The sequence below is a fragment of the Synechococcus sp. PCC 6716 genome (assembly GCF_022570815.1).
Classification (GTDB): domain Bacteria; phylum Cyanobacteriota; class Cyanobacteriia; order Thermosynechococcales; family Thermosynechococcaceae; genus Thermosynechococcus; species Thermosynechococcus lividus.
The window spans coordinates 524,171-539,260 of sequence record NZ_JAKLTU010000001.1 but is presented as its reverse complement, the minus strand read 5'-3'; the positions used below and the strand labels follow the sequence as shown (position 1 = coordinate 539,260).

Below are 15,090 nucleotides of genomic sequence, written 5' to 3'. Positions count from 1 at the left end.
CACTCAACCCGCCAGCGTTGGCGATAAATGTTCCCAATGTCTTCATCACTCAATACCTCAGCACTCAAGTTTGTTGCAAACCAATACGCTGTTCTACTTTCGATGTCACACAACTGTAACTAGACGACAACAGGCTTGCTTCTTGGCACCTAAAAAGGTTGCATTGGGGTCTGTGGTGAAGGATACTGACGTTTTCATCTAAACACTGGAGACAGCCCATGATGCATCAGAAGAATGCCAAAAGAATTTGCATTTGGTGTAGCGCACAGCCCGATGACTACGAAGTGTCCTACGAGCAGGCGGTGGAGCAGGTGGTGCCGCTCCTGAGGCAAGCCCATCCGGCAGCCCTAATTGAGGTGGGCGTGCTGAGTGCCCCTAACACCTACACTCCCTCGCTAGAACAGCTAGACTACAGCCTCACGTTTATGGCACCCTTAGCTTTGCCAGTGTGGCAGCAGTGTCAGGCAGTGGCAGCGTTGCGTGCTCAGGTGGCGCAGTGGGGGATTCGGGTGGCCGAGGGTGGTATCTATCAGTTACCCCTTGCCCAAACGGCTAAGGGAACGCTCTTTGGCGAGGTGTTCGGTCTGGTGGCGGGGCAGTGGCAATTGCCGATTCATACAGCGGATCGTGACCGGCAACAGCTCTATGGTCTTGGGCGGCGATTACTGAGCGCCCTCAATGTCCCGGTCGGTTGTTACTTTCTGCAATTTAGCTGGCAGCAGGGGGTCATTTTTGATCGGTTGTGGCCGTTTCCGACGGTGGCGGCATTGGCCAGTGTGGGGGTGCAAACCCCTGATTGGTTCACGGCCTATTACTGTTGCCTAGCGGGTCAGCCCTTGCGGGATTTGCGCCTGCCCGATCTGCCCGCGGTGCCATGCCTAGAATAGAGAGCAGCGGTTATTGGAGCGGGCAAACCTATGAACATTATTGGCCGACGGGTGATTGGCTGGGAGGCAGTTTACGATATTGGTTTGGCCGGAGATCATAACTTCTTGCTGGCCAACGGGGTGGTTGCTGCCAACTGTTTCAATAAGTCCCACTCCACCGCCTACGGCTACGTCACCTACCAAACGGCTTTTCTCAAAGCTCATTTTCCCGTAGAGTACATGGCGGCGCTGCTCACCTCCACGAGTGGCGATCAAGATAAGGTGCAGCGCTACATTGCCACGTGCTTGAGTATGGGGATTGAGGTACTGCCCCCAGATGTCAATCGTTCCAGAATTGACTTTACCCCAGTGGGCGAAAAAATTCTCTTTGGCTTATCGGCGGTACGCAATGTGGGGCAGGGAGCCATCGAAGCCATCCTGACAGCGCGAGAGCGCGGCGGTGCGTTTCAAAGCCTTGGGGATTTTTGCGATCGCGTCGATAGCCGTGTCCTCAACCGTCGTGCCATCGAGGCATTGATTAACTGTGGTGCCATGGATGAGTTGCATCCGCAACGGAACCGCAACCAACTCCTTGCGGATCTGCCGTTGGTGCTGGAGTGGGCGCAAGGGCGAGCCAAAGATCGAGCGATTGGCCAAGTTAACCTCTTTGATCTGCTGGGGGGCAGCACGAGCACTGAACCCATGGGCAGCTATGATCCGGCTCCTACGGCTCCGCCCGTGCCAGATTTGCCCGAATCCGAGAAACTGCGGCAGGAAAAAGAACTCCTTGGCTTTTACGTCTCGAACCATCCCCTCAAGGATGTACATCGATCTACGGCCATGGTTGCCCCCATTAGTTTGGGGGATTTAGAGCACGCCAGTGCCGATAGCACGATTAGTGCCATTGTCTTAATTACTGATTTAAAGCCGATCACAACGAAAAAAGGAGATCGCATGGCGATCGCCCAATTAGAAGACCTCACCGGCCAAGCAGAGGCAGTTATCTTTCCCAAGGCCTACGAACGGATTCACGAGCACTTGCGTGTGGATCACCGCTTACTGGTGTGGGGCACCGTGGATCAGCGGGACGAGCGCCTCCAACTCGTCATTGAAGATGCCGAACCGCTGGAAGAGGTGAAGCTGGTTATCGTACAGTTGCCGGTTGAAAAAGCCAGTGACATTCAGGCACAGAATCGTCTGGCGGAGGTACTCAAGCAACAGGGAGGAGAGCTACCCAAGGTACCTGTGGTCGTGAAGGTGACCGATGGCCGCCATCATCAGTACGTGCGCTTGGGAGCACAGTTCCGGGTCGAAGATGCCGATCGCGCCTACCGTGCCCTGAGCAGTGCCGGCTTTGAGGCTCAGGCCAAGGAACTCCTGCGCTTAACCCCCTAGGCAAAAACCTCCCTAAAAAAGTCAATGGCTTCGCCAAGCGCCACAATAAACTGATCAATTTCCTCGCGGGTGTTGTAGAAGTACAGGCTGGCTCGTGCTGTCGATTGGACACCTAGATAGCGGTGTAGCGGCTGGGTGCAGTGGTGCCCCGCGCGGATAGCAATTCCCGCTTGATCCAAAATCGTCGAGAGATCGTGGGGATGTACCTCGGCCACCGTAAAGCTGGCTAAGGCTGCTCGCTCGCCAGCGGTTGGGCCGTAGAGGGTGACACTGGGTAGGGTCTGCAATTGCTCAAACAGGTACGCTGTTAATTCTTGCTCGTAGGCGTGGATGCGCTCCATCCCCCACTGGTTTAGGTAGTCAATAGCTGCCCCGAGGGCGATCGCCTCGGCAATGGCGGGGGKACCCGCTTCAAACTTGTGGGGAATATCGGCGTAGCTGGCATGGTCAAGAAAAACATCGGCAATCATTTCACCGCCACCGAGGAATGGGGGCATCTGCCGCAATAACTCCGCCCGCCCCCACAGAAAACCGATCCCGGTAGGGGCGCACATTTTATGACCAGAGGCCACCAGCCAATCACAGCCCAACTGCTGCACATCGATGGGCAGGTGGGGCACACTTTGGCAGGCATCCACCAGTACCCGCGCTCCCTTGGCATGGGCAAGGCGGACAATGTCCGGAATGGGGTTGAGGCAGCCCAAGGTATTCGAGACATGAGCCACCGCCACCAAACGGGTGCGATCGCTGAGCAACTCTTCATAATGCGCCAGATCAAAGGTCTGCTCTGGGGTCAGCTCCACAAATTTAAGGCAAGCACCCGTCTGCTGTGCCACAAACTGCCATGGAATTAAATTACTGTGGTGCTCCATCACCGAGAGGATGATCTCATCCCCCGCCTCCAGCGTTGTCATCCCCCAACTACGGGCAACCAAGTTAATGGCTTCGCTAGCATTGCGAGTATAGATGACCTCGGCAGCACTAGACGCATTGATAAAGCGAGCAACCGTTTCCCGCGCCCCTTCGTAGGCCGTTGTGGCTTGGGCGCTGAGGGKGTGCACCCCACGGTGAACATTGGCGTTGTAGCAGCGATAGTAGGTCTCAAGAGCATTTAAGACCGCCAGAGGCTTTTGGGAGGTGGCGGCATTGTCAAAGTAAATTAAGGGGCGATCGTGAACCCGCTGCGCCAAAATCGGGAAGTCAGCGCGGCACAGATCAGCGAGGGAGCGGCTAGAGGCAATTGTCATGGTTGAACCCATCACAGCAACGAAATAGACCCACGCGGGTACGGCTTAGTTCTTACTATACTCTTTGTCCCCGTACCCCAACGACATCCCTGCCGCCGCAGGAATGAAACGCGTGTGATCCCCAGTCGCTATAAATGTCATAGATTCATGACATACGATCCCCGAATTTCGGGGAATTACGTATCGGTTGGTCAATGTTACGTTTTATTGCCTTGACGGCGCGGATTTTTTTTGCCAAATATGAAGGGCAAGGGATAGCAAGGTCTATCAACACTACTTAGGAGGCACCTATGCCGAAAGATCGCCCCCCCTTAGAAGAAATGACGTTGCGGCAGTTGCGGCGAGTCGCCAGTGAACTGCAAGTGTCCCGCTATAGCCGTATGCGTAAAGATCAACTCCTCGCTGCCATCCGTGAAAAACAGGCAGAAGCCAACGGAACAACTACGATTCCGGTACAACCTGTCCCCTCTAAATTGGAGTCGCAAGAAAAAGTGGAAGCAGCAAAATTCGATCTCGGTCCTGCTCAAGATGAGGTTCTTTTAGCCACAGTGGATGAAGGGCTGGGGGATTTACCCGGCGGCTACGGCGAAAGCCGCATTGTCCTGATGCCCCGAGATCCCCAGTGGGCTTATACCTACTGGGATGTGCCTAACGAGCACCGTGAAGATCTGCGCCGCCAAGGCGGGCAGCAACTGGCTCTGCGCCTGTACGATGCCACCAATATCAACCTCGACCGTCAAATTCCCCACAGCGTTCAAGAGTATCCCTGCGATGAATTGGCACGGGAGTGGTACCTACCTATCCCCGTCAGCGATCGCGACTATGTTGTCGAAATTGGCTATCGTTGCCCCGATGGGCGCTGGTTAGTGCTGGCACGCTCTGCCCCGGTTCATATCCCGCCGACCTATCCCTCCGATTGGGTATGGGATCAGTTCATTACCGTGGATTGGGACATGGATTTGCGGGGCAAGACCCTCTTTGATCTAGGGGCACCCCTAGCGGGTACCGCAGAACCCAACCCCATTTACGAAGGCATCTTTGCCATGGCGGAAGGGGCAGAGGCACAACGGGTCGCCGGGTCTCTCTTTGGTTCTATGCATCAAGTGCCCGGTTCTATCTCGCAATTGCCAGAAATGGCCATTAGCTCCTACGTGTTCCCCTCGGGCGTGGGGTTGTGGGCAGTTCCCACCGTCTCTGGGCTAACGATGTCTGGGGTAGGTTTCTCGGCCTCAGCCGCGCCGATCCGTCCCCGCAAGTTCTGGTTAGTGGCAGACGCAGAACTCATTGTCTATGGTGCCACGGAGCCGGATGCCACCGTTACCATTGGCGGTCGTCCCATTAAGCTGAACCCCGATGGCACCTTCCGTTTCCAGATGTCGTTCCAAGATGGGTTAATTGACTTCCCAATTTTGGCGGTGGCGGCAGATGGCGAACAAAACCGTGCTATCCACATGAAGTTCACCCGCGAAACCCCTGAGCGCCGCACTAATACCAAGGAAGAAGCGGTGTTAGAGTGGCTAGCTTAGGCTGAACCCTTGGCAGGCATCCCTCTCCCAAGGTGGGGGAGGGATTTTTTATGCCCGTAAAAAGGCGAGGAGTTCACGATTAACGAGGCCAGGAACTTCCTGCTGCGCCCAATGGCCACACTCCGGCAACCACTTCAGCCGCCATGGGGCGTGGATCCACTGTCCCATGCCGTCTGCAAGGGTGGGTTGGGCAAGGGGATCATCGGCTCCCCAGAGGACGAGGGTGGGGCTAACAATGGCTTCTTTGTGCTGTTGCAACAGCTGCCACCATTGCTGGGGGGAACATAGGTGGCGATAACTTTTGAGGACGGCAGCGATCGCCCCCGCTTTTTCGAGAGCCGCTTGGTACAGTTGCAGCGTCTCTGCAGAAAAGGCAGCCTTGCGAATGGAGTACCGCTGAAACAGATCGTGGAGAAAGCCCTGTAAATTTTGGCCGAGCCAGTATTCTGCCACCCCAGGAATATGACAGGCCAACAGTGGCCAAGTGCGCCAAAACTGCTCTAGCTGCTGCCATAGTTCTTGACCCGTGCGGTAAGGATGGGGACTATTCAGTACCGCTAAGTGCTGCACCATCTGGGGGAAGCGAGCCGCCACATGCCAAGCAATCAGCCCGCCACAGTCGTGGCCTACAATATGCGCCCGCTCATAGCCCAGTTCCTGAATGAGGGCAACCACATCTTGACTGAGGGTATCCAGATCATAGCCGTGGCTCGGTTTATCAGAGTCGTTATAGCCCCGCAAATCTGGCACCACCACCTTGAAATGCCGCGCCAAAACGGGAATTTGGAATCGCCACGAGTACCAAAACTCTGGAAAACCGTGGAGCAAAACGACGAGATCACCTGTGCCTTGGGTAACGTAATGCAGGCGAACTTGGTTAACGTAGAGGTACTGATGCTGCCAATTAAGAGACAATTCGGTCATGGATTAGGCGTGGGATCAACGCAGAGGCCAAGGTGTATTTCTAACCTAGCACTACAGTGTTGTTGCTAGCCCAAGGAATGGACAGCCACTAAAGGATCAGCCCTAGGAATAACCGGCAGCGCCTAGACCGTGACTGCTACGGTGGGGGATGCTTTTAAGAGGTTGGCTAATTCTTGCAGTTGATTAATGGCATCTGCCCCCTCTAGTTTCATGAGTTCGCGATCATCGCGCATTTCTGTCCAAGTAATGCCATAGTCTGACACTAAAAAGCGAATGAGGTGGTTGTCGGCCAAACTGACCATGAAGGAGGCACTGTTCAGCTCGCCACCACAGGTGTAGCACGAGGCCATGAACCCACGATGCTCAAGGGCAGTGGCTAAGGCTTGCAAATTCAAGACCAGATCTCGGATAAACTGGCGATGTTGCTCGGCTAAGCGATAAAACATAACACAACAAACTCCACAAAAGGAATAAACCGATACGACAACCCCCAAGAAAATATTAAGACAATCTTAAGAGTGTGCCACTATATACCAGTTTGTAAAATCTTATGTAAGGGATGAGTTCGTACAACAATTGCTATAGGAGGAGTAACAATAGGGCCCTTAACGGTGGTTTCTTGGATTGTCCCTAGGCAGCGAATAGGTCTCAAACAGGTCGCAATGGTAGGGGTTAGGGAAGATTACGCTGCGCGGTCTGATACATCTAGGGGATAGATAACTTCCATTTTACTTTACAAATGTCAGTCATGGGTTAAAGTGTCTCTGGATACCAAATACCTTGACTGTATGGCCGCATCACCCCTGATCCAAGTTTCCCTTGCTATTCTCTACCAAGGCGATCGCGTCCTCATGCAGTTGCGCGATGATGTTGCAACGATTCTTTACCCCGGGCACTGGGGGTTATTTGGTGGTCACTTAGAGGCCCGCGAAACCCCTGAAATGGGAGTGGTGCGCGAAGTCTATGAAGAAATTGGCTATCGCCTTCCTGAATGCAGGTTTTTTGGGGAGTATGTGGATCCCTATGCGCGGCGGTCTGTGTTTGTTGCCCCTTTAACCTGTGGTCTCGATGCGCTTGATCTACAGGAAGGCCAAGGGATGGATTTGGTGCCCTATGCGTCCGTGGTGCAGGGGGTTCATTTTGCCACCACCCTTGGGGAACCCCGCCCCCTGGGGAGTATGCATCAGCGCATTCTCCTCGACTTTTTTCACCGGTAGGCATTTGCAACACCCTGCAGTCTGTCTCACCCTAGGATAGAGACATTCAGTTGCGCCGCATCCTTGGAGGGCGATCGCCATGGTGGGTCAATTATCCTTCCGCCACAAACTTTTGCTGTGGACGCTGTTACCCATTGTGGTGATCTATACAGGGCTGTTTTTGTACATTCGCTCCCGCATCGTGCGCCGCAATACCCTTGATTACGAGGAATGGCAGCAGCATTTGGTGGTGCTGTATGCGACGCAGTTTAACGACAACTTGAGACAGATAGCAGAGCTAGCCAGCACAACGGCTCATGCCCTTGAAGCGCTTCCCACGGCTAGTGAGGCAGAGCTTTATCAGTTCTTAACAAAAAACGTACAACTGAATCCGTTGACCTACGGGTCGGCGATCGCCTTTGCCCCCTACAGCTTTTCACCCCAAAAACGCCTCTTTTGCCCCTACGTGTTTAAGCAGGGGAATCAACTGCGCAAGGTGGACACAGGGCAAGTCTATGACTACACCGAGCCCCAATGGCAGTGGTATAGCGAGGCTGTACGGACAGGTCAAGCCCGCTGGAGTCAACCCTACTTTGATAAGGGGGCTGGCAATGCCCTCATGGTCACCTTCTCAGCACCATTTCGTCGCAATGGCCAAATTCGTGGTGTTGCCACCGTAGATGTTGCCCTAGAGAGCCTTGAAGAGCAGATAGATATTGAGGGGTTGCAAGAAGCGCAGTTTTTTGTGCTGGATCATCAGGGACAGGTTATTTTCCATGGCGATCAGACCTACATCGGACAGTCTGTTTTTGAGGTTGCCCAGGCACAGAATCGGTCAGATTTGAAAGAACTAGGGGCGGCGATGGTGGCTGGCCAAACCGGTCATCGCTGGATGCAGGACTGGAGCTCAAGCCGACGACAGTGGATCTTTTATGCCCCAATTTCCCAAGCCCAGTGGAGCTTAGCCATTCGCCTTGATGAGGCAGAATTTCTTGCCTTTGTCCATCAAGAAACCCGGTTTGGCCTACTGATTCTCGTGACCTCCTTTGGCCTGATTAGCATTGTGACATGGCTGGTTACCGGCTATATGGTGCAACCCATCCAAAAGCTGGACAGCGCGGCTCGCAAAATTGCCGCTGGCGATTTAGACATCAGTGGGGGTGTGGATACCACTGGCAAAGATGAAATTGGCAACTTGGGGCGCACCTTTGTGGATATGGCCGGGCAACTTCAGGCAAATTTCAGCGAACTTCATCGCTTTAACCAACGCCTTGAAGAGGAGGTGGCTCACCGCACGGCGGAACTGGCGGCGGCCAACACTCAACTCCTCCAGAAAGAAAAGATTCTGTACACCCACAATGAAGCCTTGGTGCGATTGAGCCAGTCTCCCCACGTTCAGCAAGGCAATTTTCGTAAGGCGCTGCAGGAAATTATTCAGGCCACGGCTACCACCCTCAAGGTGAAGCGGGTGACCGCATGGGAGTTACAGGGGGATCATCTCCTGTGCATTGCTCAGTACGATGCTGCCACTGGCCAAGAGCCACAGCACAACCGCCAGCCCATCTATCCTGAGTATCTCAAGCTGCTGCAAAAGGGCGAACCACTCGTGGTGGACGATTTACTTGCTGACCCCCGCACCCATGAACTGCGGGACTATGCCCTGACCTATGACGTGCGCTCCCTGATTGATGCCCCCATTGTCTTTAATGGTCAACTGCTCGGCATTCTCTGCGTTGAGCAGGTGGCGGAACCGCGCGTCTGGCTTGTGGAAGAGCGCAGCTTTGTCTCTAATGTGGCGGATATTGTCACCATTAGTCTTGCGGCCTATCAACGACGACGGGCAGAACAGGAACTCATTAAAGCAAAGGACGCCGCAGAAGCTGCTAATAAGGCCAAAAGTATTTTCTTGGCCAACATGAGCCATGAACTGCGTACGCCCCTCAATGCCATTCTCGGTTTTAGTCAAATTCTCCTTGGCGATCGCTCCGTTGGCGCTCAGCACCGCAAAACCCTTGAAACCATTAATCGCAGCGGTGAGCACTTGCTGGGCTTGATCAACGATGTGTTGGACATGGCCAAAATCGAAGCGGGACGGATTACGTTGCAAGAAACGACCTTTGATTTGCAGCGGATGCTCGACACCCTGCGGGACATGTTACGGGTGCGCGCCGAAGCCAAGGGGTTGCGCTTGCTCTTTGATCTACCGCCAGAGTTACCCCCCGCCATCAAAACCGATGAAATGAAACTGCGTCAGGTCTTGGTGAACCTCCTTGGCAATGCCATTAAATTTACGAAGGACGGGGGGGTGGCGCTCAAGGTGCACTACCACGCTACCGATCCGCCGCGCCTAGCCTTTGAAGTGAGCGATACGGGCATTGGCATGAGCGAAGAGGAGGTGAGCCAGCTTTTTCAGCCCTTTGTGCAAACCAGCAGTAGCAAAAAAGTGAGCGAGGGTACTGGACTGGGGCTGGCCATTAGTCGCCAATTTGTGCAACTGATGGGGGGGGATATTCACGTCCACAGTGAAAAAGGACACGGCAGCCACTTTGCATTTGAGATTACGGTTGGCCTAGGGGAGACCCAAGATCTACGGGAGGAAACTCCCCGTTCCATTGTTGGGTTGGCAGACCCCACGGCTGAGGTGCGAATTCTGGTGGTGGACGATCTCGCGGAAAACCGTCAGCTACTTGTGCAGTTGCTGGAGCCATTGGGGTTTCAGTGCCGCGAAGCCGAAAATGGTCAGGAGGCCATTCAGCAGTGGCAGGCTTGGCACCCCCACGCTATTTTAATGGATATTCGGATGCCAGTGATGGACGGCAAAGCCGCTACCCGCTATATTAAAGCCCACGGCGGCGAGCCGTCTCCAAAAATTCTAGCCGTGACGGCCAGTAGCTTTGAGCACGACAAGCAAGAACTGCTCCACATTGGCTGTGACGATTATATCGCCAAGCCCTTCCGTCCCCAAACGATTCTTGAGCGCCTTGCCCACCACCTCGCTCTCGAGTATCGCTATGACACGCTGGCGATCGCTGCGGTTCCTGCCACGCCCCGGCCGGTGACCCTTGAGCCTGCCGCTCTCATGGTGATGCCTCGCCCGTGGATTGCCGAATTGCAACAGGCGGCCAAGAAACTCAACAGCAAGCGGATTCAGGAATTAATTGCCGATATTCCCCTGGAAGAAGCGGTATTGATTGAGGGGCTACAGCAGCTTGTGAAGGGGTTTCGCTTTGATAAGATTGTCGAATTAACTTTAATGTAATGTTAACGCTGACCCAACGTTGTTCGGAACCCTTGGCGGCTGCCCGCTGCTTACACCTTGCCCTAACGGCGGAAGAGCGGTGTCGCAGTCGTCTCTACTGCCAAAGCGAGGAGGGGCAGGCATTGTATTTGAAATTATCGCGGGGAACGATCCTGCGCCCCGGAGAGTTCGTGGCGACGGACGATGGTACCGTTGTGGCCAAAGTTCTGGCCAAGCCGGAACCCACGCTGCGGGTCAAGGGAGCGGATGCATTGTCCTTGCTGCAGGCTGCTTACCATTTGGGCAATCGCCATGTGCCCCTCGAGATCCATGCCAGTTATCTGCGCCTTGCGGCGGATCCGGTACTGCAAACATTGCTGGAGCAGCGGGGGCTAACGGTCACCTTTGAGATCGCTGCCTTTTGTCCAGAAAGCGGAGCCTACTCCTCCCATGCTCACGGATAGATCGCTTTTAATCCTCTTGCAGTGGGTGAGTCCAGCGCTACCCATTGGCGGCTTTAACTATTCTGAGGGGTTGGAAACGCTGGTAGCGCAGCAACAGTTAACCACGGCCAGTGCCCTTAAAGACTGGCTGACCTTTGAGCTGAAGGCGGGCAGCGCTCAGTTGGAGGCTGCGGTGATGGTCAGAGCCTATCGAGCGTTTATGGCAACCGATATAGAGCGGCTGCGGTACTGGAATGCTTGGCTTTCAGCGGCGCGGGAAACCGAGGAACTGCGGGCGCAGAACTGGCAGATGGGGACGGCATTGATGGCACTGGTACAGACCCTTGAGGGCGATCGCCTGCCGGCGGAACTGCCCACAGCGCATCCCTACCCATGGAATACGAGTATTGCCTTTAGTATTGCTGCGGCCATGGCAGCCATTCCTCTGGAAACGGCGGTATTGGGGKATCTCCACAGTTGGTTGAGCACCCTCATTGGTGCTGGGGTAAAACTGATTCCCTTGGGACAAACGGCGGGGCAAGTTCTCCTGCGGCAGCTTCAGGGTGAGTTAGGTGCGGCTGTGCAGCAGAGTGTGCAGTGCACGGATGATGACTTAGGAAGTTGTACCCTTGGTTTGGCCTTGGCCAGTATGCAGCACGAAACCCAGTACTGTCGGCTGTTCCGTAGCTAGCTCAGGGGGAGGGGCACAATCTGGCCAAAGGCACCGAGGCTCCAAACGGTTTGGATCGGTAACTCGGTCACAAATAGGGTGGCCACCCCAAGATTATAGGCGCGAGTATGGTAAGCAATGTAGCGCTCAATCTCCTCAGCCGCCCCCACTTCTAAGTCTTCGCAGGTGTCTAAGACTAACGGCGCGATCGCCGTCGTTTGCTGCATCAGTTGTGGACACACGTGGGTGAGCAGAAACGTATGAATTTCCGTGGTGGCACGGCGCTGGTAATCGGCAGGGGTGGGGTTGGTGACCCCGGCGGCCACGGCGGTGAGGGCAACACCCCCAGCTAACCATGAATAGTAAGAACGTGAATTAAGAGGCAGACCCATGGAGAAATAAAAGCCAAAATGTTATACTAAGAAACTAGCTTAAGAAGCATGGCGAGCGTAGCCAAGAGGTTAAGGCAGTGGATTGTGGTTCCACCATTCGTGGGTTCGAATCCCATCGTTCGCCCTTTCGTTTAAGTTTTTCTTGGTATTGATGTCTCGGTTTTGTTGGCAGCGACTCTTTTGGTTGGGCGTTGCGCTGTTCTTCATTGTTTTTTTGGGGGCCTGTGGGGGCGATCGCCTCGTGGGCACTCCAGAGCGCGACACCATTGTCATTGGCACTACGGCTCGCCTGCGTACCTTAGATCCTGCCGATGCCTACGAAACCCTTGCAGGGTTACTTCTTTACAATATGGGCGATCGCCTTTATACCTATGCCCCCAACAGCCATGAACTTGTACCTCAGTTAGCAACAGCGTTACCGGAGGTCAGCGCGGATGGCCTAACCTATCGGATTCCCCTACGGCGGGGGGKGCGCTTCCACGATGGCACGGATTTTAATGCAGCGGCCATGGTGTTTTCGCTGCAACGGTTTATGGGCAGTGGTGGCCAACCCTCCTCGCTCTTGGCGGGTCGCGTGGCGGCCATTCGGGCACTGCGGGAGGATCTCCTTGAAATTCAACTCAAGGAACCCTTTGTGGCCTTGCCCCACCTACTGGCCTTTAGTGGCCTGTGTGCTATTTCGCCAACGGCTTACGCAGCGGCAGCGGATCGCTTTCTGCCCACCCAGTTTGTCGGGACAGGCCCTTACCAATTAGCCGCCTACAGCACCGATGGGGTACACCTCAAACCCTTTCGGGAGTATTGGGGCGCTGCTCCACGCAATCAAGGGATTCGCCTGCAAGTCTTTTCCAGTAGCGCCAATCTTTACAATGCCTTTCGCACGGGCAGTGTGGATATTGCCGCTGGAGCCTTGGACCCGAATCAAATTCGCGCCCTCACGGAGCAGGCCAGCACCCACCACTGGCAGGTGATCGCTGGCGAGGGAAATGCCATTACGGTGCTCAGCCTCAACCTGCGGCAGCCCCCTTGGGATCGGTTAGGGGCACGGCAACTGCTAGCGGCCAGCATCAATCGTCAACGGCTGGAGGAACGGGTGTTTCTGGGGGCAGTGGCTCCCCTCTATTCCCTTGTCCCCACCTTATTTCCGGTGAGTGAGCCAGTGTTTCGCGATCGCTACGGGGACGGTCAGCCCGCTACAGTGGCTCAGTGGCTAGAGACAGCTGCCGTGACGGCGGAACACCCCCTTATCGTGAACCTGTGGTATCGTGCCAACATTCCCAGTAATGTTTTGGCGGCTACTGTTCTCAAAGCTTCCTTAGAGCGCGACTTGGGCGATCGCGTGCGGGTACAACTCGACAGTGCTGACGCCGCCACCATTTACCGCAATCTGGACACGGGTGCTTACCCGCTGGTTATGCTGGACTGGTATGGGGATTTCTATGATCCCGATAACTATTTAGAGCCATTTCTAAGCTGCGATCGCGGTTCAGCCACAGCGGGATGCGACAGTGGTGCCAGTGCTGCTTGGGGGTCGTTCTTTTATAGTCCCCACGCCAATACCCTCATCGCTGCCAGCCGTCGTGAAACGAATCCCCAGCGGCGAGATGAGCTATTGCGCCAACTGCAAGTTCTAAATGCTGAGGCCGTGGCCTTTATCCCCTTGTGGCAAAGTCAAACCACCCTCTTTGCCCAGCCTAGCATTAGTGGTCTGGCGCTGGATGTGAACCAGTACTTCTCCTTTGCCCTCCTCCAAAACGCTCAATGACTCCTGCAAAAGAACGCCTCGATGTCCTTTTGGTGGAACGGCACCTGTGCGAAAGCCGCCAACAAGCACAACGTTGGATTCGGGCGGGCGAGGTGCAAGTGAATCACGTTCCCGTTGACAAGCCGGGCACATTAGTGGCAATCGATGCCACAATTCAAATCAAGGCGCGATCGCCCTACGTGTCGCGAGGGGGCGAAAAACTAGCCCATGCCCTAGCGACCTTTGCCATCGTGGTGCGCGATCGCGTGTGCCTTGATGGCGGCATTTCAACCGGCGGCTTTACCGACTGTTTGCTGCAAGCAGGGGCAAAACGGGTCTATGGCGTTGATGTGGGCTACGGCCAAGTTGCTTGGCAACTACGCCAAGACCCACGGCTTGTGCTTAAAGAGCGCACAAATCTGCGCCATCTCACTGCGGCAGACCTCTATGCCCCTGAGGATCCGCGTCCGGATCTGGGGGTTGTGGATGTCTCCTTTATTTCCTTGACCAAGGTTCTACCGGCTCTTTGGCACCTATTGCTGCCCCCCCGAGAATTAATTGCGCTGATTAAGCCGCAGTTTGAAGTGGGGCGCGATCGCCTCGGCAAGAAGGGCGTGGTTCGCAATGACGACGCACGGCGCGACGCTGTGGCTCAGGTCATTGCAGCGGCGGCCCAACAAGGATGGACGTGCCTAGGGCTGACCCCATCCCCGCTTTTAGGCCCTGCTGGCAATCAGGAGTTTCTGGCGCATTTTCGCCAAGTTGCTTAGCTTTGGGGGCTAGGTACAGGGATGGCGATCGGGCAGCTGACGCCGATAATTAGTTGACTTCATTGCTGACAGGCACGGGTGGGGGTACCTCTTGGCTGCTCACCGAGGTAGGGGCTGCACCCGTTGCCGCTTCCCAAGAATCGTTTGTGAAGTAAACATGGCCGAGAACCCGCCCTTCGTAGGTACGCCGGGTCAGCCGCCAGCCCGGCTCCAAGATAAATTTCAGAAATTGCCCCTCTTGCATACCATAGGTGCGGCCAATCACCATTGCAGGCCCACCCCGGTGGCTGCTGCCCACAAGAACGAGTTCACCGTTGCCTTGCTCAATGCGTAAGCTGTACTGCAACCCTAAGTCCTGCTGGGCAACGCGAATGGAATAGCCATTGCTGTCGGTGGCACGGCCACAGATCCCCGTAAAGTCAAAGGTGGTCAACAGGGGATCCACAACGATGGGATTGCTCCCAGATTCACTCCAGCAGGGACGTGTATTTTTGATTTGCTCCACAACTAACAGACGATAGCCCCCCCGGGCAATCGGAACCGCCATGACAACATAGTTCGACTGCTCCACCTCCGTTTGGGTAAACATTCCTGCTTCAGCCGGCTGGGGGACAGCCGTACCAAAACAAGCCATCATTAAAATTCCTAAGCCCAGTTTTTGCAAGCGTTTCATCGGTCA

General features: G+C 55.0%; 14 protein-coding genes and 1 tRNA gene. 10 read left to right on the top strand and 5 right to left on the bottom strand.

Annotated features, from left to right (window positions below):
• The first annotated feature begins 218 nt into the window (after positions 1 to 218).
• Together L5220_RS02615 and L5220_RS02610 are read left to right on the top strand one after the other, a co-directional pair.
• A complete protein-coding gene (locus L5220_RS02615) occupies positions 219 to 887 on the top strand; it encodes a hypothetical protein (RefSeq protein WP_499571381.1) in 669 nt (222 codons plus the stop codon).
• Positions 888 to 917: 30 nt separating this feature from the next.
• Positions 918 to 2,261 carry a helix-hairpin-helix domain-containing protein gene (locus tag L5220_RS02610; RefSeq protein WP_499571379.1) on the top strand — a complete coding sequence of 448 codons (1,344 nt, stop codon included), beginning with the start codon at positions 918 to 920 and terminating at the stop codon, positions 2,259 to 2,261.
• Here L5220_RS02610 and L5220_RS02605 read toward each other — a convergent pair.
• Positions 2,258 to 3,508 carry a SufS family cysteine desulfurase gene (locus L5220_RS02605; RefSeq protein ID WP_499571377.1) on the bottom strand — a complete coding sequence of 417 codons (1,251 nt, stop codon included), beginning with the start codon at positions 3,506 to 3,508 and terminating at the stop codon, positions 2,258 to 2,260. The two genes, L5220_RS02610 and L5220_RS02605, sit on opposite strands and share 4 nt — an antisense overlap.
• Positions 3,509 to 3,798: 290 nt before the next feature.
• Here L5220_RS02605 and L5220_RS02600 point away from each other — a divergent pair, with 290 nt between their 5' ends.
• On the top strand, positions 3,799 to 5,034 hold the full coding sequence (locus L5220_RS02600) for a DUF4912 domain-containing protein (RefSeq protein WP_448515304.1): 1,236 nt from the start codon (positions 3,799 to 3,801) through the stop codon (positions 5,032 to 5,034).
• Between the two features lie 48 nt (positions 5,035 to 5,082).
• Here the strand turns inward: L5220_RS02600 and L5220_RS02595 are convergent, their stop codons facing one another.
• Both L5220_RS02595 and L5220_RS02590 read right to left on the bottom strand, forming a co-directional pair.
• Positions 5,083 to 5,958: an alpha/beta fold hydrolase gene (locus L5220_RS02595; protein WP_448515303.1), complete on the bottom strand. Its 876-nt coding sequence runs from the start codon at positions 5,956 to 5,958 to the stop codon at positions 5,083 to 5,085.
• A 122-nt stretch (positions 5,959 to 6,080) separates the two neighbouring features.
• A complete protein-coding gene (locus tag L5220_RS02590) occupies positions 6,081 to 6,404 on the bottom strand; it encodes a DUF1815 family protein (RefSeq protein WP_499571374.1) in 324 nt (107 codons plus the stop codon).
• A 312-nt stretch (positions 6,405 to 6,716) separates the two neighbouring features.
• On the opposite strand from L5220_RS02590, the gene L5220_RS02585 reads away from it, so the two are divergent.
• The 4 genes from L5220_RS02585 (at position 6,717) to L5220_RS02570 (ending at position 11,526) form a co-directional block, all read left to right on the top strand.
• Complete coding sequence (locus L5220_RS02585; RefSeq protein ID WP_499571372.1) at positions 6,717 to 7,175, top strand: NUDIX hydrolase; 459 nt, start codon at positions 6,717 to 6,719, stop codon at positions 7,173 to 7,175.
• A gap of 79 nt (positions 7,176 to 7,254) precedes the next feature.
• Positions 7,255 to 10,413, top strand: coding sequence for a PDC sensor domain-containing protein (locus tag L5220_RS02580; protein ID WP_499571370.1), 3,159 nt, complete (start codon positions 7,255 to 7,257; stop codon positions 10,411 to 10,413).
• Positions 10,413 to 10,856, top strand: coding sequence for an urease accessory protein UreE (ureE, locus tag L5220_RS02575; protein ID WP_499571368.1), 444 nt, complete (start codon positions 10,413 to 10,415; stop codon positions 10,854 to 10,856). The genes L5220_RS02580 and ureE overlap by 1 nt, the downstream gene beginning before the upstream one ends.
• Positions 10,843 to 11,526 carry an urease accessory protein UreF gene (locus L5220_RS02570; protein ID WP_499571366.1) on the top strand — a complete coding sequence of 228 codons (684 nt, stop codon included), beginning with the start codon at positions 10,843 to 10,845 and terminating at the stop codon, positions 11,524 to 11,526. The genes ureE and L5220_RS02570 overlap by 14 nt, the downstream gene beginning before the upstream one ends.
• On the opposite strand, the gene L5220_RS02565 is transcribed toward L5220_RS02570, so the two are convergent.
• Positions 11,523 to 11,897: a DUF4359 domain-containing protein gene (locus tag L5220_RS02565; protein WP_448526626.1), complete on the bottom strand. Its 375-nt coding sequence runs from the start codon at positions 11,895 to 11,897 to the stop codon at positions 11,523 to 11,525. The two genes, L5220_RS02570 and L5220_RS02565, sit on opposite strands and share 4 nt — an antisense overlap.
• 51 nt (positions 11,898 to 11,948) lie before the next feature.
• Here L5220_RS02565 and L5220_RS02560 point away from each other — a divergent pair.
• The 3 genes from L5220_RS02560 to L5220_RS02550 all read left to right on the top strand — a co-directional run bounded on the left by L5220_RS02560 (position 11,949) and on the right by L5220_RS02550 (position 14,411).
• A tRNA-His gene (locus L5220_RS02560) sits at positions 11,949 to 12,021 on the top strand.
• 27 nt (positions 12,022 to 12,048) lie between these two features.
• A complete protein-coding gene (locus tag L5220_RS02555) occupies positions 12,049 to 13,662 on the top strand; it encodes an ABC transporter substrate-binding protein (RefSeq protein WP_499571364.1) in 1,614 nt (537 codons plus the stop codon).
• A complete protein-coding gene (locus L5220_RS02550) occupies positions 13,659 to 14,411 on the top strand; it encodes a TlyA family RNA methyltransferase (protein ID WP_499571362.1) in 753 nt (250 codons plus the stop codon). Before L5220_RS02555 ends, L5220_RS02550 begins: the two co-directional genes overlap by 4 nt.
• 49 nt (positions 14,412 to 14,460) lie before the next feature.
• On the opposite strand, the gene L5220_RS02545 is transcribed toward L5220_RS02550, so the two are convergent.
• Complete coding sequence (locus L5220_RS02545) at positions 14,461 to 15,084, bottom strand: DUF3747 domain-containing protein (RefSeq protein ID WP_499571360.1); 624 nt, start codon at positions 15,082 to 15,084, stop codon at positions 14,461 to 14,463.
• Between the last annotated feature and the right edge of the window lie 6 nt (positions 15,085 to 15,090).